We start from the raw sequence: 17,154 nt of genomic DNA, 5'->3' as shown, positions 1-17,154 counted from the left end.
GCGCGCATTACGTATGATTTTCGCCGCGAAAAAGGTACGCACAACGTCCTCCGACGTATTGACCAAGATCAATAACCTAGTAAAATACTAAACTATAGCCACCCACGCTAACGCTTATGACTGCATCCAATAACGTCCACCCGCACGAAATCAACAAGTTCGGCTCGCAAGCCGAGCGCTGGTGGGATCCGCAGGGCGAACTGAAAACCCTGCACGACATCAACCCTCTCAGACTCCAGTTCATCCGCCGCTTTATCGACCTGAAAGGCGCGCGGATCGTCGACGTCGGCTGCGGCGGAGGCATTTTGACCGAAGGCCTGGCCAAAGAAGGCGCGGATGCGCTCGGCATCGACTTGAGCGCAGAACTGCTCGACATCGCCGACCTGCACGGCCTCGAATCCGGCATCCCTACGCAGTACCGAAAAATCAGCGCCGAAGACCTGGCCGCCGAGCAGCCAGCCGGCTTCGATCATGTGACGTGCATGGAAATGCTCGAACACGTGCCCGATCCCGGCGCGATCATCAACGCCTGCGCGACGCTGGTCAAGCCGGGCGGCATGGTGTTCTTCTCCACCTTGAACCGCAAGCCGAAGGCTTATCTGCTTGCGATCGTCGCGGCCGAGCACGTGCTGAAGATGCTGCCGAAAGGCACCCACGAGTACAAGACCTTCATCAAGCCTTCCGAACTCTGCCAATCGGCGCGCAACGCCGGCCTGCAGCTGAGCGGCGTGGTCGGGATCGAATACAATCCGCTGACCCAACGCTTCAGCCTCGGCAACGACATCGACGTAAACTATATCGCCGCTTTTCGGCGCCCCGAGTAAACGCCGATGGAACTTGCCTGCATCCTATTCGATCTGGACGGCACTCTGGTCGACACGGCGCCCGATCTGATGCGCTGCCTGAACCTCTCGCTCGCCCGGCACGGCTTTCCGGAAGCCAGCGACACTGCGGTTAAACCGTTCATTTCGTTCGGCGCCCGCGCCATGATCGCTGCCGGCCTGGCCGAACCGGTCGCTTCCGGCGTTCGGGAAACATTGCTTGCGACGATGCTCGACTGTTATGAACGGCATATCGCCGATCAGTCGAGCTTCTTTGCCGGTATCGAAGAGACGCTGGCGCAAATCGAAGCGCAAGGCCTGAAATGGGGCGTCGTGACAAACAAGCGCGAGCGTTTCACGAACCCGTTGATGGCGGCCTTGAACCTGACCGACCGCGCCGCCTGCATCGTCAGCGGCGACACCACCGCCTATTCGAAACCGCATCCGGGCCCCATGCTGGCCGCCTGCGAACAAGCCGGCGTAAAACCGGAGCAGTGCGTCTACATCGGCGATGCGGTTCACGACATCGCCGCCGGCAAAAACGCCCACATGAAAACCCTGGCAGCAAGCTACGGCTACTTGAAACCCGGCGACCGGCCGGAAACCTGGGGAGCCGACTCGGTGATCGATTCGCCCCTGCAAATTACCGACTGGATAGGAGCGCACCGATGCCGCTGAGCCACCAAGTAATACTGATTACCGGCGCGGGCGGCGGCCTCGGCGCGACCGCCGCATTGACGCTCGCCAAGCGCGGCGCGCATGTGATTCTGCTCGACAACAAAATTCCGAAACTCGAAGCGGTTTACGACAAGATCGTCGAAGCCGGCGCTCCCGAACCGATCCTGTACCCGTTCGACCTGGCCGGCGCGAGCGAAAACGATTTTCAGGAACTGGCCAACCGGATCGACGAAAAATACGGCTCGCTGCAAGGCGTTCTGCATTCAGCAGTCGAATTCAGCGGCTTTACGCCGATCTCGCTGCTTGGCACCAAGGAATGGGGCCATGCGCTGAACGTAAATCTAAACGGGCCGTTTCTGCTCTGCCGCGTGCTGCTGCCGGTACTGCAAAAAAGCCCGCATGCCTCGATCGTATTTATCTCCGACTCGTCCGCCCGAAACGCCCCGGCTTATTCCGGCGCCTACGGCGTGTCCAAATTCGCCGTCGAAGGCCTGGCGAAGATTTTGGCCGAAGAAGTGGAAAGCACCGGCAAAATCCGGGTCAACATCATGGTGCCCGGCCCGGTCGACTCCCCGCTCCGTAAAAAAGCCTATCCCGGCGTGGACAACAGCAAACTGCCGTCGATGGAATCCCTGGCGCCGGTCTACCTTTATCTTTTCGGCCCGCAGAGCATCGGCGTGAACGGCCAGGTGATCGATGCGCGGACCTTTCATCTCTAAAGCACTTTTATGACAGAACGAGAAGCCTTTGTCCTGACCCGCGACGTGGACGTCATCACGATCCCCGACGGCGTTCCCGGCAAGCTGAAAGAAGGGGAAACGGTCGTGATTCACCAATCGTTGGGCAACAATTATACGGTGGTAACCGAATACGGGCATATGGTCCGGATCGACGGCAAGGATGCAGACGCGCTCGGCAAGGAGGCGCACGCACTGCATACGCTGATGTCCGACACCAGCCCCGAAGCGGTCGAAAAAAACTGCTGGGAAGTGATGAAGACCGTGTACGATCCGGAAATTCCGGTCAATATCGTCGACCTCGGGCTGGTATACTCCTGCGAGGTCACGCCGGTCGGCGAACATCTGAACGACGTGCAGATCCGGATGACGCTGACCGCCCCCGGCTGCGGCATGGGCCCGGTGATTCAAGGCGACGTCGAAAGAGGCATCCGCGCGCTGCCGGGCGTCGACCAGGTCACGGTCGAAATCGTGCTCGACCCGCCCTGGTCGCGCGAGATGATGTCGGAAGTGGCGCAGTTGCAGTTGGGCCTTTACTGATCCTCATTCTTGGCGAGGCCGCGAAGGATATATACCTCTCCTCGATCTTCCATACTCCGCCGATCGTACCGTAACATAACGAAAACCCGGTGCCCTCAAGCCGATCGCCTGACGGCCTGACGACAAATAGAAGCGGAAACGCTCCCGATCAGTAATTATCGGGATTTGCCAATAGGAGTGGAATATAGCGGAAAAAAAGACAGCGCGAGAGGAAAATAAGCATACCAAATGGACATCCAAGCTGATGTAAGGAAATCGCTTCCGGTTTCCGGCGCCCGCCGGGTGTTGCCCCACCGGGAGGCGTTACGCGCCCGTCCTCCTACTCCTCGACGGCAAAGTCGAGAATCTCTTTTAGCTTTTGGTTCATCGTCTCCAGGAAACGATTCAATTCGGGATTGTCCGAATCGGTCGGCAGCAGGTGGGTCCTGACGACAGTCTTGCCGTCCCGCCGATACATTACGACATTACAAGGCATGTATTTGATCGCTTCCGGCGCCATCTTCAGCATCGTCCTTGCATGGGTCAGATTGCAGAACTGGATCGTGTCGAAATCCGGAAAATCCTTGTCGCCGCGTTCGCGGATCACTTTACCGACCCGACTGTGTGCTGTTATCCTGAAATTGTTTTCCGCAATCGCGCTTTTCAGCTCGTCGAGCACTTCGTCGTAGGGCTTCCGCGTTTCGACCTGGTAATAGTACACATACTCGCCGGACACCGGGGCAGCGCCGTTAATCCCTGCGCAACCGGCAAGGAATGACAGGCTGATCAAAATCACGGCGCATCGGAACATGGTCAAACCGAAAAGTGAACAACCGGCACAGCTTAACATTATGAACCATCGAACAACAACGGCAGGCGTGATCCTGGCGGGAGGGCGGGCGCGCAGGATGCACAATCAGGACAAAGGGCTGATTCCGTACCGCGGCCGTCCCCTGGTCTGTTACGCGATCGACGCGCTGGCTGGCGCGGTCTCCGAAATCATCATCAACGCCAACCGCCATCCCGACCGATACCGTGCGCTGGGCCGGCCGGTCGTGCCTGACCTGACCGCCGGTTTCGACGGACCATTAGCGGGCATCCTGGCAGCGATGCGGCATACCGAAGCGGAAGTCCTGGTGGTGCTGCCCTGCGATTCGCCGCTGATTCTGACCGAACATATCGAGAAATTACTCGCGGCACGGGACGAGCACGATGCGGACATCGCGGCCGCGCACGACGGCGAGCATCTGCATCCGGTTTTCCTCGCGCTCAAAACCGATTTAAAAAATAGCCTGCAGGAATACCTGAGCCGCGGCGAGCGCAAAGTCGGCCACTGGATCGGCCAGCATCGGCTCGTGCTGGCCGATTTCAGCGCCACGCCGGAAATTTTCGCCAACGTGAATACGATGTCCGAACTGGCCGCGCTGGAGACTCAAAATGAACGGTAAAATGGAACGACACCTATACCCGGCCCCGAGCCGGCGCATCGCCGCCGTGCAATCGCCGATCATCCCGGTCGTCGGCGCCTGGACCCGTAACCATCCCAGCACGCTCTCTCTCGGCCAGGGCATGGTTTCCTATCCGCCGCCCGACTCGGCCCTCGACGCGATCCGCGATTTCGGCAGGCAGGCCGAGCAGCATCTTTACGGTTCGGCGTTCGGTTATCCGCCGCTTTTGGACTTGATCCGGGACAAGCTGCGCCGGGAAAACGGCATCGATACGGGCGCCGGCATCGGCGTGATGGTTACCGCGGGCTCGAACATGGCGTTTCTGAACGCGCTGCTTGCGATCGCCGATCCCGGCGATGAAATCATTCTGCCCCTGCCCTATTATTTCAATCAGGAAATGGCGATCCGGATGCTGGGCTGCGCGCCGGTCGGCGTCAACACCGACAATCGCTGCCAGCCGGACATTGCGCGCCTTCGCGCCTCGATTACCCCAAAAACCCGCGCGGTCGTGACCATCTCGCCGAACAACCCGAGCGGCGCGGTCTATCCCGAAGCCGCGCTGCGCGCCATCAACGCGCTGTGCCGCGAATACGGGCTGTACCATATCAGCGACGAAGCCTACGAATATTTCACCTACGGTAAAATCCGGCATTTTTCGCCCGGCTCGCTGCCCGGCGCCGCGCCGCATACGATTTCGCTCTACTCGCTCTCGAAAGCCTACGGCTTCGCGAGCTGGCGGATCGGTTACATGGTCTATCCCGAAAACCTGGCACCCTCGCTGTTGAAGATCCAGGACACCAACCTGATCTGCCCGCCGCTGATCAGTCAGATCGCCGCCGCCGGCGCCCTGGAAACCGGCGCCGATTATTGCAAAAACCGTCTGCCGGAACTGGCTGCAAAACGCGAGCGGTTGATCGCCCGGCTACAGCCGCTGAAGGGCTTGTGCGAAATCCCGGAGCCCGAAGGCGCTTTCTATCTGCTGCTGAAGATCGATACCGAGAAAAACGACCTCGAACTGGCTAAAATGCTGATCGACGACTTCAAAGTCGCCGCCATTCCGGGCAGCGCGTTCGGATTGACCGACGGCTGCTGTCTGCGCATTTCGTACGGTATGCTGGATCAAGCGCAACTCGATGCCGCCGTCAGCAGGTTGATCAAAGGTATTCGACGATTCGCGACGTAAACGCCCGCCGCAGTCGCTGCAAACGCCTTGAACGACAGCTCTTCTCATACCTTGAAGTAGAAATGCCGCGCCCGTTCATTCGGCATTTTCCACTCTGCCGTAACGGTATTGCCTCCGGTTCGCCTGCCTCATTTCTTATCCGAAACTTTTATTTATGCTCGACTATCGAATTGTTTATTTCCGCTCTTTTTTACAATGTTGAAGTTTCAATAACATAATCTTTTGTCACTTTTATGATCCTTTTACTTCGAAATTCAATTGTGTTAATCTGGACAAACCACTTTTATGAGCAACGCAAAAAATCTGTTCGATTGTTCTAATTTTTTAGCCAGAGAGACAAACATGACTGAATCCGGCGCCAGCCATGCCGAAGTGCACGATATCATCGCCAAGTTGAAAGACCTCCCCGGCGCGCTGTTACCGATCCTGCACGGAATCCAGGACAAGCTCGGTTATATCCCGGCCGCCACCGTTCCCGACATCGCCAAGGCGTTGAATCTGTCCCGCGCCGAAGTGCACGGCGTCATCAGTTTCTATCACTATTTCCGCGAGACGCCGCCCGGCAAAACCACCGTCCACATCTGCCGCGCCGAATCGTGCCAGGCGATGGGAAGCAGGCAACTGGAGGCCCACGTCAAAAACAGACTAGGCATCGACTATCACGAAACCACCGCGGACGGCGCGTTCTCGCTGGAACCTGTCTATTGCCTGGGACTTTGCGCCGCCTCGCCGTCGATGCAGATCGGCGAGCAGCTTTACGGACGCGTCAGTGCGGACTTGTTCGACTGCGTGATCAAGTCCGAGGAGGTATCGGCATGATTCACAAGATTTACATTCCGGGCGATGCGGCTGCCGTTTCATTGGGCGCAGACCGCGTTGCGGTGGCCGTTGCGCAGGAAGCCGAAAAGCGCGGTATTCGGATTGAATTGGTCCGCAACGGCTCGCGCGGGCTCTTCTGGCTGGAACCCTTGGTCGAAGTTGCGGCCGCCAGCGGACGGATGGCTTACGGGCCGGTGCAAACCCAAGACGTCGCCGGATTATTCGATGCCGATTTTCTGAACGGCGGCAGTCATTCCCTCGCACTGGGCCCGATTGAAGAACTCCCTTATCTGAAAGCTCAACAACGCCTGACGTTCGCGCGCGTTGGAATTACCGACCCGGTAAGCCTCGACGATTACCTCGCCCACGAAGGCTACCGCGGCCTTAAAAACGCACTCGCCATGTCCGGGGCGGACATCGTCAAGCAAGTCACCGATTCGGGCCTGCGCGGCCGCGGCGGTGCGGCATTTCCGACCGGAATCAAATGGAACACGGTACTGAACACGCCGTCCGAGCAGAAATACATCATCTGCAATGCGGACGAAGGCGACTCCGGCACCTATTCCGACCGGATGGTGATGGAAGGCGATCCGTTCGTGCTGATCGAGGGCATGACGATCGCCGGTATCGCGGTCGGCGCAACCCAGGGCTATATCTACCTGCGCGTCGAATATCCGCATGCGCACAAGGCGTTGAATGCGGCGATCTCCAAAGCTTACGAGGCGGGCTACCTCGGCAACAATATTCTGGGCAGCGGTAAAAAATTCGATCTGGAAGTACGCCTCGGCGCAGGCGCTTACATCTGCGGCGAAGAAACATCGCTGATGGAAAGCATCGAAGGCAAGCGCGGCCTGGTCCGCTTCAAACCGCCCCTGCCCGCGATCAGCGGTCTGTTCGGCAAGCCGACCATCGTGAACAACGTCATTTCGTTGGCCTCGGTGCCGATCATTCTGGACAAGGGCGGCAACTACTACCGCGACTACGGAATGGGCCGCTCGCGCGGCACGCTGCCGCTACAACTGGCCGGCAACATCAAACACCCGGGCCTGGTCGAAATCGCGTTCGGGATGACGCTGCGCGAACTGCTCTACGATTTCGGCGGCGGCTCGGCGACCGGGCGCCCGATTAAAGCCGTCCAGGTCGGCGGCCCTCTGGGCGCCTTCCTGCCCGAATCGCAATTCGACACCCCGCTCGACTATGAAGCCTTCGCGGCGGTTTGGGCCGTGCTCGGCCACGGGGGCGTGGTCGCGTTCGACGATACGGTCGACATGGCCGAAATGGCGCGCTACAGCATGGAATTCTGCAAGATCGAATCGTGCGGCAAATGCACGCCGTGCCGGATCGGCTCGACCCGCGGCATCGAAGTGATCAGCGACATCATCGAAGGACGCAATCTCGCAAAGAACGTGCCGCTGCTGCGCGACCTCTGCAATACGCTGCTTAACGGCTCCCTGTGTGCTCTGGGAGGCATGACGCCTTATCCGGTACTCAGCGCCCTGAACCATTTCCCGGAAGACTTCGGCATCGCCGATCAAGCCGACGCCGCCTGATAATTAAGAGGTATTCGTTATGTCGCTCGATAAAGAAAAAGATTTCGGCACCCCTGCCAGACAATCCGATCAACTGGTCAATCTGGAAATCGACGGCTTCCAGGTCACTGCGCCTGCCGGCACATCGGTTCTGCGCGCGGCGGCCGGCATCGGCATCGATATTCCGAAGCTGTGCGCGACCGACAGCATCGAACCGTTCGGCTCCTGCCGCTTGTGCGTGGTCGAAGTCAAGGGCATGCGCGGCATGCCCGCCTCCTGTACCACGCCGGTCGCCGAAGGGATGGTGGTTACGACCCAGAATAAAAAACTGGCCGATGTGCGCCGCGGCGTCATGGAGCTCTACATCTCGGACCATCCGCTCGACTGCCTGACCTGCGCCGCGAACGGCGACTGCGAACTGCAGGACATGGCCGGCGCGGTCGGCCTCCGCGAAGTGCGCTACAATCCTGCCGGCGAAAACCATTTGGACGCCGTCAAGGACCAAAGCAACCCGTATTTCACGTTCGACCCGAGCAAGTGCATCGTCTGCTCGCGCTGCGTGCGCGCCTGCGAAGAAACCCAGGGCACCTTCGCGCTGACGATCGACGGCCGCGGCTTTGCCTCGAAAGTCTCGCCGAGCCAGAACCAGTCTTTCATGGATTCCGAATGCGTCTCCTGCGGCGCCTGCGTCCAGGCCTGCCCGACCGCGACACTGATCGAAAAATCGGTGATCGAGCTCGGTACGCCCGAGCATGCGGTCGTAACCACCTGCGCCTATTGCGGCGTCGGTTGCTCGTTCCGTGCCGAAATGAAAGGCGATCAAGTGGTCCGGATGGTGCCGCACAAGGACGGCAAGGCCAACCACGGCCATTCCTGCGTGAAGGGCCGCTTCGCTTTCGGTTACGCAACCCACAAGGACCGGATCACCAAACCGATGATCCGCAAGAGCATCAAGGATCATTGGCAGGAAGTCAGCTGGGAGGAAGCGATCGGCTATGCCGCCTCCGAACTGAAACGGATCCAGGCCAAATACGGCCGCGATTCGATCGGCGGCATCACCTCGTCACGCTGCACGAACGAAGAAACCTATCTGGTGCAGAAACTGATCCGCGCCGGCTTCGGCAATAATAACGTCGACACCTGCGCGCGCGTCTGCCACTCCCCGACCGGTTACGGACTGAAGCAGACTTTCGGCGAATCGTCCGGCACCCAGAATTTCGATTCGGTGATGAAGTCCGATGTGGTCATGGTGATCGGCGCAAACCCGACCGACGGCCATCCGGTATTCGGCTCGCAAATGAAAAAACGCCTGCGCCAGGGCGCGAAGCTGATCGTAATCGATCCGCGCGAGATCGATCTGGTCAAATCGCCGCATGTCAAAGCTTCGCACCATTTGAAATTACGCCCCGGCACCAATGTCGCTTTGATCAATGCGCTAGCACATGTCGTGGTAACTGAAGGGCTTGTTAATGAAGAGTTTGTCGATGCCCGTTGCGACCATGAATCGTTCAACAAATGGCGACACTTCATTGCCGACGAGCGCCATGCCCCCGAAGCGGCCGAAGCGGTGACCGGCGTGCCGGCCGGCGAAATCCGCGCCGCCGCGCGTCTTTATGCAAGCGCAGGTAATGCCGCGATCTACTACGGCCTCGGCGTCACCGAGCACAGCCAAGGCTCGACGACGGTAATCGGCATCGCGAACCTCGCCATGGCGACCGGCAACCTCGGACGCGAAGGCGTCGGCGTGAATCCTCTGCGCGGCCAGAATAACGTACAAGGCTCCTGCGACATGGGCTCGTTCCCGCACGAATTCCCAGGCTACCGCCATGTTTCGGACGATGCGACACGCAAACTGTTCGAACAAAACTGGGGCGTCCCGCTGCAAGACGAACCCGGTCTGCGCATTCCGAACATGTTCGATGCAGCCAGCGACGGAAGCTTCAAAGGTCTCTACGTCGAAGGCGAAGACATCGCGCAGTCGGACCCGGACATCCAGCACGTGCATCATGCGCTGGAATCGATGGAATGCATCATCGTTCAGGATCTGTTTCTGAATGAAACTGCGAAATTCGCGCATGTATTCCTGCCCGGCTCCTCTTTCCTCGAAAAAAACGGAACCTTCACGAATGCAGAGCGCCGAATCTCGCCGGTACGCAAGGTCATGGCGCCGCTCGCAGGTTATGAAGACTGGCAAATCACCCAGATGCTGGCGAATGCGATGGACTACCCGATGAACTACAGCCATCCATCCGAAATCATGGATGAAATCGCCCGGTTGACGCCGACCTTTACCGGTGTCAGTTACGATAAAATCGAGCACCTCGGCAGCGTTCAGTGGCCATGTAACGAGGATGCTCCGGAAGGCACGCCGACCATGCACGAACATCAATTCATGCGCGATAACGGCAAGGGCCTGTTCATGCTCACCGAATACATCGCAACGCAAGAACGCACGACCCGGATGTTCCCGTTGATCCTGACCACCGGCCGGATTTTGTCGCAATACAACGTCGGCGCGCAAACCCGCCGCACCGGTAACGTGGCCTGGCATGCCGAGGACCGTCTCGAAATCCATCCGCATGACGCGGAAGATCGCGGCCTGAAGAATGGCGACTGGGTCGGCGTCAAGAGCCGTTCCGGCGAAACCGTGCTGAGAGCGCTAATTACCGACCGCGTTCAGCCGGGCGTCGTTTACACGACTTTCCACTTCCCGGAATCCGGCGCAAACGTGATCACGACCGACAATTCGGACTGGGCGACCAACTGCCCTGAATACAAGGTCACCGCCGTGCAGGCCACCAAGGTCGGTCAGACTTCGGAATGGCAGAAAAACTATCGGGCATTTTCCGAAGAACAGCTGGAACTGCTTGCAAAGGGATAGACCATGGCCAATGTCGTGATGCAGCCGCTTTCGCCCGAGCTGGGCTGGCCGAGTTACCAGCAGAGCCGGGTCGAGCGTTGGCGCGGGCAGCAGCACAGCATCCAGCAGGACTATATCGCCGAAGAGGTGCCGGTGTCGCTGGTTTACAACGGCCAGCCGCATGTAGTGATGCTGATGACGCCGGCCAATATCGAGGATTTTGCGCTCGGCTTCAGCATTACCGAAGGCATTATCCAGGATCCTGCCGAATTGCTATCGATTCATATTTATAACCGTTCGAAAGGAATAGAAGCACGAATTAAAATTCCCGACACGCGTTTTGCCAATCTGGCCGACAAGGGCCGCAATCTGACCGGCAGGACCGGCTGCGGACTCTGTGGCGCGACGACCCTGCAACAGGCGGTGCGTGACACCAAAACGGTCGGCGGCGATTTGCAGCTGGCCTCCGGCGAGCTGTTCGCGGCACTGAACGAAATTCGCCAGCAGCAGACACTGAATCAACTGACCGGCGCGGTGCATGCGGCCGCCTGGATTCTGCCGGGACAAGGCATCCAATACCTTCGCGAAGACGTCGGCCGCCACAATGCACTCGACAAATTGATCGGCTTGTTATTGCGGCTCGGCAAAAACCCGGCCTCAGGATTCCTGCTCATGACCAGCCGGGCTAGCTACGAATTGGTACAAAAGGCCGCCAGCGCCGGCATTACCCTGCTGGCAGCCATGTCCGCACCGACCGGACTGGCCATTCGCCTCGCCGAAGAAGCCGGCATGACCCTCGTCGGTTTCGCCCGGGATGACCAGCACGTCGTCTACAGCCGCCCCGAACGGCTGACTCATACCACTTATCCTACCCTGATTACCTGATAATTGAGCGATGCAACTCGAAAAACTGATCAAAATGGCTAATGATATTAGCGATTTCTTCAATTCGGAAAGCGACAAGGAACTCGCAGCCGAAGGCATTAAAAATCATATAAAACGATCTTGGGATCCTCGAATGCGGAACCAGATCATTGCTTACTGTCAGGAAGACGGAAAAGACTTGAATGCTCTGGCGCAAAAAGCGGTACAGAAATTGGCCTCCTAATTCAGCAACGTAGACAGGGATAAGTCGGACTCACACCATCCCTTCCTCGGCAAATCCCCGGTTAAAAATAATCTGAGGTGAAATCGGCAAATGGCCTGGACCATCCAAAGATTTGTTGTAGTTGTAGGATGGGTAGAGCGTCAGCGAAGCCCATCAAACAGTCGTCCGGATACTAACAACAAGCGTTTCGAGGCTCCTGTTATCCGAATATGACCAAGCTCCATGCACCACATGCCCCCCAGCAATGGGTTTCGCTGACGCTCTACCCACATCCTACCGGCTAAACAACCTTCCTTCTATAACAAGCTTCAAAGCTCCCCCGTTGACGGTACGCGGATACGAATCACAAGTCTCGATCGCGTAGTCGCGGGATTGCTTGCGATTTCGACGCAGGGGAATGACAACCGCCATCTCGCGGTCTTGGGCTTGAGCGACAAACACATCGCTACATAGCCTTTATCCTCCCATAAATGCTGAGCATCCACGCCTTCGAGAAATCTTATCCCCAGTATTGAACAAGCAACTGGCCCTATGGAACCAGGAAATCCTGCTTCCGAACGCCACGGCTAAATTTCCTTTTCTCTTGAAATGTCTTGAGTGGTATTCATGAAATTCTGTATTTCCATTATGATAACAAACTTTTTACATATATATGTTATAAATGTATAAAATACTTTCCTGTAATCTGCATTGAGGCATTACGCTATGTGCCTGGGGATTGCGCAAGACTCATACCACAAGGAGTAGAATCATGTATAAAATCGCCACCATCCCACGAAAAATAGCCATCGTATGCGTGGCAATCGCCGGGCTCTTGTTCTTTCCCTTGGCGGCTCAGAGTGCCAATGTACTGCGCAGTTCAGTGACAAGACAGGGTGGTCAATACCTAATACACATGGAAACCGTTGTCCAAGCCCCCATTTCTAAGGTCCACTCCCTTCTCAAGGATTATAAAAACTTTACCCGCTTCAACTCAATTTTCAAGCAGGTTAAATTTGTGAAGGACCTGGATGATGGAGGGATTAGAATGGGCGTCGAATCGGAGTTTTGCATACTGGGCATTTGCCAGCATTTCGACTGGCTCCAGGATGTCCAGTTTCTACCCGACGGGGATATTTCCATAACTATCGTGCCGAACCAAGGTGATTTTCGGCAGGGAAATGGCCGCTGGAGTCTATCATCGGTAGACGGTGGAACTCGGCTATTATTCAACCTTGATCTAACACCGAAACATTGGGTTCCGCCAGTATTGACTACATTGTTAATGCAGCAAAAAATTTCCGATGACGCTTTTAAATTCGCCCAAGAACTAGAAAAGATGGCAATCTCGAAAGGCTGTTAATTCCTAGTTTATCAGCCAGTGCCGCTTCTGGCAGCCTGCCAGAGTCGGTCCATCATACAAGCAGAGATAGGATCTTGTGCAATATTAAGGATGACATCGAAGCGAAGAATGCCCTATCCATTATCCACACAACGTGTAGAGAATTTCAGACAAAAAAAGGAGGGCCATCGAAGTCCTCCTTTTTTGATAGCGGAAAGGATTCTTTTTAGAAACCAAAGCCGATATAGCCGCCGGCGGTGACGCCGTTGGTATTTACACCGTCCACGCTACCCAATGCTTGGTGCCAGCGGGCATCCGCACCGATATAAATATCCTTCCAAAGCTTATAATCCGCACCAGCGCCGAACTGCATACCTGGGTTGAGTACGGTAATTGCATCGGATGGCGGACTGATGATCGACAATTCGAAGCCGACAGGAATAATCCATGGTCTGAACGCGCTGCCTTTCATGAATTTGATTTTCGGGGAAGCCGCCAAAGACAACTGATTGACAGTAGCGCTCTGCGTATTGGCGGCAGGAAGGTTTACACCTAAACTAGCCAATACCGCAGTCTCTTGAGGAGATAAACCGTTTGATTTCTTGGTTCCAAGCTGCCGGTAATCGATCAACAATTCAGCCAAAAGTTCGGTATTGTCCATCAAGCCGAACAAATCGTCGTTGATGCTGAAATCGAAGCCAGCGCCGAAATACCAAGCGTCATGACCACCGATTGAGCCAACGGTAGCACCAAAAGGAGCTCCGCTTCCCGAAGGATCCAATGTACCGCCTCTCTTTTGTTCGTAACGCGCATAACCGCCGCGGAAGAAAGCCATGTTATCCTTGGTTTCAACCTTAACCGGTGCGGATTTGACTTGCTGCATCCATTGATCCAGCTCTTGAACTTTTTCGGAATCGTTATGCGGCGCATTGACTGCGGCGCGCAAACTGGCCAATTCGTTTTGAACCGCTTGCAACTGTGCTTCCAGAGCGTCCGCTTTGTTGCTTGCGGCTTCGGCAACGCGCTCCGCTTTCGAGTGAGCCTGTACTTCCGGCGCAGCGGCAACGCCGGCCAGAGTCAAAGCCGCTGCCGCAATAGCACAGGGTGTATAAATTTTCTTGCTCATTTATTCCTCCTCATGAGGTTGTAATTTTACAAAATTTTGCTTTGAAACAACAAAGCGTATTCCACGGCGTAATAATAGCAATAATACCTTTCCATTACAAGTTTTTATGTTATTTTTTCAACATATTTTTTTTATTTAAAAACATGGGCTTAAATGATTTTAGCAAAAACAATCTTATCCTTGTACGCCTAAAACAACAAACGCGGCGATCAATTTCCGTGACTACAATATAGTTGTCGAGAAGGCTTTCTATCCTCTACCCATCTTAAAAAGTAATTTCTAATAAACTAAAAATACTTCATAGAAGCTTTTTTGTTGCATTTCAACAACAATCAAACAACCGGGTATCTGAAAGGCGGAGAAGTAAAGGTTTCCTCATGCTCCGAATTTAATGACATGAATATCCGCTATTTATCATAATCAGAGCATTTTTATATCGCGTGCAAGGGGCGAATTTGTTCGCCTTCAAATCAAGGTCACGGGCAATTCAGTTCGCGTCCCTGTAGAAGCGGCTTCAGCCGCGATTAGAGAATCTATCGCGGCTGAAGCCGCTCTTACACAGTCTAGTTTTGGACAATTAAGGCCGTCATTTTTGTTGGAATCCCCTAACGGCATTGCCAAAAACAAAGACCCTAAACCCGAAACGAAAGTGCGTTGGCCCTCTCTTACCATCAAATACCGAACCGGAAGCCGCAATATTATGTTAGATTAACCGGTTCTTAGGTTGCAAAGGTCACTTGAGACCTCGTAAACCGATCGCTTCGATAAACCGATATCTACTTATCGATTATTTATACTCCTGAATCAACATCCCGGTTCTTTCCCCGGCTTTTATTGATCCATGACTCAACATCCAGACTTTACGCTAATCGGCGGCGGCATCATCGGCCTTTTAACCGCCAGAGAACTCCGCCAAACCGGCGCCCGCATTACATTGATCGAAAAAAACCGGCTCGGCCAGGAATCCTCCTGGGCAGGCGGCGGCATTTTGCTTCCTTTATATCCCTGGCGGCAACCGGATGCGATTTCCCGCCTGGTGATGCGCAGCCTCGCCTTGTATCCGATCCTGGCTGAACAGCTCATAGAAGACACGCGGCTGGATCCCGAATGGACGCCCTGTGGTTTACTGATCACCAAAAATCCCGATATCCAGGCGGCAATCGACTGGTGCCATCGCAATGCGATCCGCTACGAAGCGCCCGGAGCGGCTTTTTTCGATAATTTGAATACCCGGCCCGAAAATCCGCTTTGGCTGCCCGATATCGCGCAGGCGCGCAATCCCCGGCTGGTCAAATCGCTCAGACAGGACTTGATCGATAGAGGCGTTAAAATCATCGAAGCGTGCGAATTAATTTCGGCATCCATGCATCAATCCCGGATTGATGCAATCAATACCACGCAAGGTACATTCGCAGTCGACCGGCTGATCATCAGCGCCGGCGCCTGGACCGGCGAATTATTCGGGCAACGGTTTCCGGCCCTACCGCCGGCTTGTACGCCGAACATCGTGCCGGTCAAAGGCCAGATGCTGCTGTTCGAGGCCAAGCCCGATACGCTCCGGCATATGGTGCTCGACGAGGACCGCTATCTGATCCCGCGCCGGGACGGCAAGATTCTCGCAGGGAGTTCGGTCGAACTCGATCAATTCGACAAAACGCCGTCGCCGGAAATACACGATCAGTTGAAGAATTTTGCTTGGGCGCTGATGCCTTCATTAAAACACTTCCCGATCATCAAACATTGGGCGGGCCTCAGGCCGGGAACCGAACACGGCATCCCTTACATCGGCCGGCACCCCGAAATCGGGAATCTCTACATCAATGCGGGCCATTTCAGAAACGGTCTGGCAATGGGACCGGCCTCGGCCGAACTGCTGGCCGACCTGATTCTGAACCGCACGCCGCGCGTTGCGCCGGAACCTTATCAATTTTCCAGGCCGCATTAATCGTTTTTTCGACATGAATTTTTACCCTCTATTACGTCCGCTCCTGTTTAAGCTATCTCCTGAAACCGCGCATCGCGTCACGCTGAACCTGCTCGATGCGGCTTATGCCTCGGGCATCAGCCGCGCGCTCTATCCTGAGATCGAGGCTGCGCCGGTCGAAGTGATGGGCTTGAATTTTAAAAATCGGGTCGGGCTCGCAGCCGGTCTGGATAAAGACGGCGACCATATCGATGCCTTGGCCTCGCTCGGTTTTGGCTTCATCGAGATCGGAACGGTCACGCCTCGCCCCCAGCCCGGCAATCCGAAACCGCGCTTGTTCAGGCTGCCGGAGCATCGGGCGATCATCAACCGGATGGGATTCAACAATCTTGGCGTGGATCATCTGATCGAACGGGTCCGCCAAGCCGACTACAAGGGCATTCTAGGCATCAACATCGGCAAGAATTTCGATACGCCGATCGAGCAGGCGGCCGAAGATTATCTGGCAGGCTTCCGCAAGGTCTATCCTTGGGCCGGCTACGTCACGATCAATATCTCTTCGCCGAATACGAAAAATCTGCGCCAGCTGCAGCAAACCGACGAGCTCAAAAACCTGCTTTCGGCCTTGAAGGAAGAGCAATTCGTACTGGCCGAGAAACATCTGCGTTACGTACCGGTCGTCGTCAAAATCGCGCCGGATCTGAACGACGAAGAAATCGAACAGATTTCCCGATTGTTGATCGCCTTCGCGATCGACGGCGTGATCGCGACCAACACGACGCTCGACCGTACCGCCATCGGCGGGCATCCGCTCGCTGCGGAAGCGGGCGGGCTGAGCGGAGCGCCGATCAAGGACAAGTCCACGGCTGTCGTACGCCGGCTGGCGGAAGCATTGAATGGACGCTGCCCGATCATTGCGGCCGGAGGAATATTGAGTGGCGACGATGCGCGGGAGAAAATCGCGGCGGGAGCCAGCCTGGTGCAGATATACAGCGGCCTGATTTATCAAGGGCCGCAGCTGATTGCGGACTGCGTAAAGCGGTTGAATGCGGCGTAACGGCGTAGGGTGGGTTAGGCGCGC

At 56.1% G+C, this 17,154-nt stretch carries 16 protein-coding genes and 1 pseudogene; 14 read left to right on the top strand and 3 right to left on the bottom strand.

The features are described 5' to 3' along the window. Window positions 1-116 precede the first annotated feature (116 nt). Genes ubiG through sufT form a run of 4 tightly spaced genes read left to right on the top strand, consistent with a single transcriptional unit; the run spans window position 117 to window position 2,776 of the window. Window positions 117-824: a bifunctional 2-polyprenyl-6-hydroxyphenol methylase/3-demethylubiquinol 3-O-methyltransferase UbiG gene (gene ubiG / locus METAL_RS07110; RefSeq protein WP_005370961.1), complete on the top strand. Its 708-nt coding sequence runs from the start codon at window positions 117-119 to the stop codon at window positions 822-824. Between the two features lie 6 nt (window positions 825-830). Further along, a complete protein-coding gene (locus tag METAL_RS07105; RefSeq protein ID WP_005370960.1) occupies window positions 831-1,499 on the top strand; it encodes an HAD family hydrolase in 669 nt (222 codons plus the stop codon). After that, window positions 1,490-2,218 carry an SDR family NAD(P)-dependent oxidoreductase gene (locus tag METAL_RS07100; protein WP_005370958.1) on the top strand — a complete coding sequence of 243 codons (729 nt, stop codon included), beginning with the start codon at window positions 1,490-1,492 and terminating at the stop codon, window positions 2,216-2,218. Before METAL_RS07105 ends, METAL_RS07100 begins: the two co-directional genes overlap by 10 nt. A 9-nt stretch (window positions 2,219-2,227) precedes the next feature. Then, a complete protein-coding gene (gene sufT / locus METAL_RS07095) occupies window positions 2,228-2,776 on the top strand; it encodes a putative Fe-S cluster assembly protein SufT (protein ID WP_005370956.1) in 549 nt (182 codons plus the stop codon). A gap of 319 nt (window positions 2,777-3,095) precedes the next feature. Here the strand turns inward: sufT and METAL_RS07090 are convergent, their stop codons facing one another. Then, window positions 3,096-3,566, bottom strand: a complete 471-nt coding sequence (locus METAL_RS07090; protein ID WP_005370954.1) for a DUF302 domain-containing protein — start codon at window positions 3,564-3,566, stop codon at window positions 3,096-3,098. A gap of 40 nt (window positions 3,567-3,606) precedes the next feature. Here METAL_RS07090 and mobA point away from each other — a divergent pair, with 40 nt between their 5' ends. The 7 genes from mobA to METAL_RS07055 all read left to right on the top strand — a co-directional run bounded on the left by mobA (window position 3,607) and on the right by METAL_RS07055 (window position 11,702). After that, entirely contained in the window at window positions 3,607-4,203 is a 597-nt protein-coding gene (mobA, locus tag METAL_RS07085) for a molybdenum cofactor guanylyltransferase MobA (RefSeq protein ID WP_005370952.1), read from the top strand. Beyond that, on the top strand, window positions 4,193-5,386 hold the full coding sequence (locus METAL_RS07080) for a pyridoxal phosphate-dependent aminotransferase (protein WP_005370950.1): 1,194 nt from the start codon (window positions 4,193-4,195) through the stop codon (window positions 5,384-5,386). The genes mobA and METAL_RS07080 overlap by 11 nt, the downstream gene beginning before the upstream one ends. 342 nt (window positions 5,387-5,728) lie before the next feature. After that, window positions 5,729-6,205 carry a formate dehydrogenase subunit gamma gene (locus METAL_RS07075; protein ID WP_005370948.1) on the top strand — a complete coding sequence of 159 codons (477 nt, stop codon included), beginning with the start codon at window positions 5,729-5,731 and terminating at the stop codon, window positions 6,203-6,205. After that, on the top strand, window positions 6,202-7,755 hold the full coding sequence (locus METAL_RS07070) for a formate dehydrogenase beta subunit (protein ID WP_005370947.1): 1,554 nt from the start codon (window positions 6,202-6,204) through the stop codon (window positions 7,753-7,755). The genes METAL_RS07075 and METAL_RS07070 overlap by 4 nt, the downstream gene beginning before the upstream one ends. A 19-nt stretch (window positions 7,756-7,774) precedes the next feature. Further along, the gene (gene fdhF / locus METAL_RS07065) at window positions 7,775-10,615 is read left to right on the top strand and encodes a formate dehydrogenase subunit alpha (protein WP_005370946.1); all 2,841 of its coding nucleotides are present in this window, start codon (window positions 7,775-7,777) and stop codon (window positions 10,613-10,615) included. 3 nt (window positions 10,616-10,618) lie between these two features. After that, on the top strand, window positions 10,619-11,479 hold the full coding sequence (gene fdhD, locus METAL_RS07060) for a formate dehydrogenase accessory sulfurtransferase FdhD (RefSeq protein ID WP_005370945.1): 861 nt from the start codon (window positions 10,619-10,621) through the stop codon (window positions 11,477-11,479). A 10-nt stretch (window positions 11,480-11,489) separates the two neighbouring features. Further along, a complete protein-coding gene (locus METAL_RS07055; protein WP_005370944.1) occupies window positions 11,490-11,702 on the top strand; it encodes a formate dehydrogenase subunit delta in 213 nt (70 codons plus the stop codon). A gap of 360 nt (window positions 11,703-12,062) precedes the next feature. Here METAL_RS07055 and METAL_RS21520 read toward each other — a convergent pair. Further along, a pseudogene (locus METAL_RS21520) lies at window positions 12,063-12,196 on the bottom strand (IS5/IS1182 family transposase); the annotation flags it as partial. A gap of 257 nt (window positions 12,197-12,453) precedes the next feature. Between METAL_RS21520 and METAL_RS07050 the strand changes: the two are divergent. Beyond that, window positions 12,454-13,044 (top strand): SRPBCC family protein, encoded by a 591-nt coding sequence (locus tag METAL_RS07050; protein ID WP_005370943.1) that lies wholly within the window; start codon window positions 12,454-12,456, stop codon window positions 13,042-13,044. Between the two features lie 205 nt (window positions 13,045-13,249). On the opposite strand, the gene METAL_RS07045 is transcribed toward METAL_RS07050, so the two are convergent. Further along, window positions 13,250-14,149 carry a hypothetical protein gene (locus METAL_RS07045; RefSeq protein ID WP_005370942.1) on the bottom strand — a complete coding sequence of 300 codons (900 nt, stop codon included), beginning with the start codon at window positions 14,147-14,149 and terminating at the stop codon, window positions 13,250-13,252. 841 nt (window positions 14,150-14,990) lie between these two features. On the opposite strand from METAL_RS07045, the gene thiO reads away from it, so the two are divergent. Both thiO and METAL_RS07035 read left to right on the top strand, forming a co-directional pair. Then, entirely contained in the window at window positions 14,991-16,094 is a 1,104-nt protein-coding gene (gene thiO, locus METAL_RS07040) for a glycine oxidase ThiO (protein ID WP_005370941.1), read from the top strand. A 13-nt stretch (window positions 16,095-16,107) separates the two neighbouring features. Then, the gene (locus tag METAL_RS07035) at window positions 16,108-17,130 is read left to right on the top strand and encodes a quinone-dependent dihydroorotate dehydrogenase (protein ID WP_005370940.1); all 1,023 of its coding nucleotides are present in this window, start codon (window positions 16,108-16,110) and stop codon (window positions 17,128-17,130) included. The last annotated feature ends 24 nt before the right edge of the window (window positions 17,131-17,154 follow it).

Origin of the sequence: Methylomicrobium album BG8 (assembly GCF_000214275.2) — a bacterium.
GTDB classification, from domain to species: domain Bacteria; phylum Pseudomonadota; class Gammaproteobacteria; order Methylococcales; family Methylomonadaceae; genus Methylomicrobium; species Methylomicrobium agile.
This window is presented reverse-complemented; position numbering and strand designations above follow the sequence as displayed.

Coding starts and splice junctions, on each gene's coding strand:
- ubiG (WP_005370961.1), top strand. CDS start 117: ATGACTGCATCCAATAACGTCCACCCGCACGAAATCAACAAGTTCGGC.
- METAL_RS07105 (WP_005370960.1), top strand. CDS start 831: ATGGAACTTGCCTGCATCCTATTCGATCTGGACGGCACTCTGGTCGAC.
- METAL_RS07100 (WP_005370958.1), top strand. CDS start 1,490: ATGCCGCTGAGCCACCAAGTAATACTGATTACCGGCGCGGGCGGCGGC.
- sufT (WP_005370956.1), top strand. CDS start 2,228: ATGACAGAACGAGAAGCCTTTGTCCTGACCCGCGACGTGGACGTCATC.
- METAL_RS07090 (WP_005370954.1), bottom strand. CDS start 3,566: ATGTTCCGATGCGCCGTGATTTTGATCAGCCTGTCATTCCTTGCCGGT.
- mobA (WP_005370952.1), top strand. CDS start 3,607: ATGAACCATCGAACAACAACGGCAGGCGTGATCCTGGCGGGAGGGCGG.
- METAL_RS07080 (WP_005370950.1), top strand. CDS start 4,193: ATGAACGGTAAAATGGAACGACACCTATACCCGGCCCCGAGCCGGCGC.
- METAL_RS07075 (WP_005370948.1), top strand. CDS start 5,729: ATGACTGAATCCGGCGCCAGCCATGCCGAAGTGCACGATATCATCGCC.
- METAL_RS07070 (WP_005370947.1), top strand. CDS start 6,202: ATGATTCACAAGATTTACATTCCGGGCGATGCGGCTGCCGTTTCATTG.
- fdhF (WP_005370946.1), top strand. CDS start 7,775: ATGTCGCTCGATAAAGAAAAAGATTTCGGCACCCCTGCCAGACAATCC.
- fdhD (WP_005370945.1), top strand. CDS start 10,619: ATGGCCAATGTCGTGATGCAGCCGCTTTCGCCCGAGCTGGGCTGGCCG.
- METAL_RS07055 (WP_005370944.1), top strand. CDS start 11,490: ATGCAACTCGAAAAACTGATCAAAATGGCTAATGATATTAGCGATTTC.
- METAL_RS07050 (WP_005370943.1), top strand. CDS start 12,454: ATGTATAAAATCGCCACCATCCCACGAAAAATAGCCATCGTATGCGTG.
- METAL_RS07045 (WP_005370942.1), bottom strand. CDS start 14,149: ATGAGCAAGAAAATTTATACACCCTGTGCTATTGCGGCAGCGGCTTTG.
- thiO (WP_005370941.1), top strand. CDS start 14,991: ATGACTCAACATCCAGACTTTACGCTAATCGGCGGCGGCATCATCGGC.
- METAL_RS07035 (WP_005370940.1), top strand. CDS start 16,108: ATGAATTTTTACCCTCTATTACGTCCGCTCCTGTTTAAGCTATCTCCT.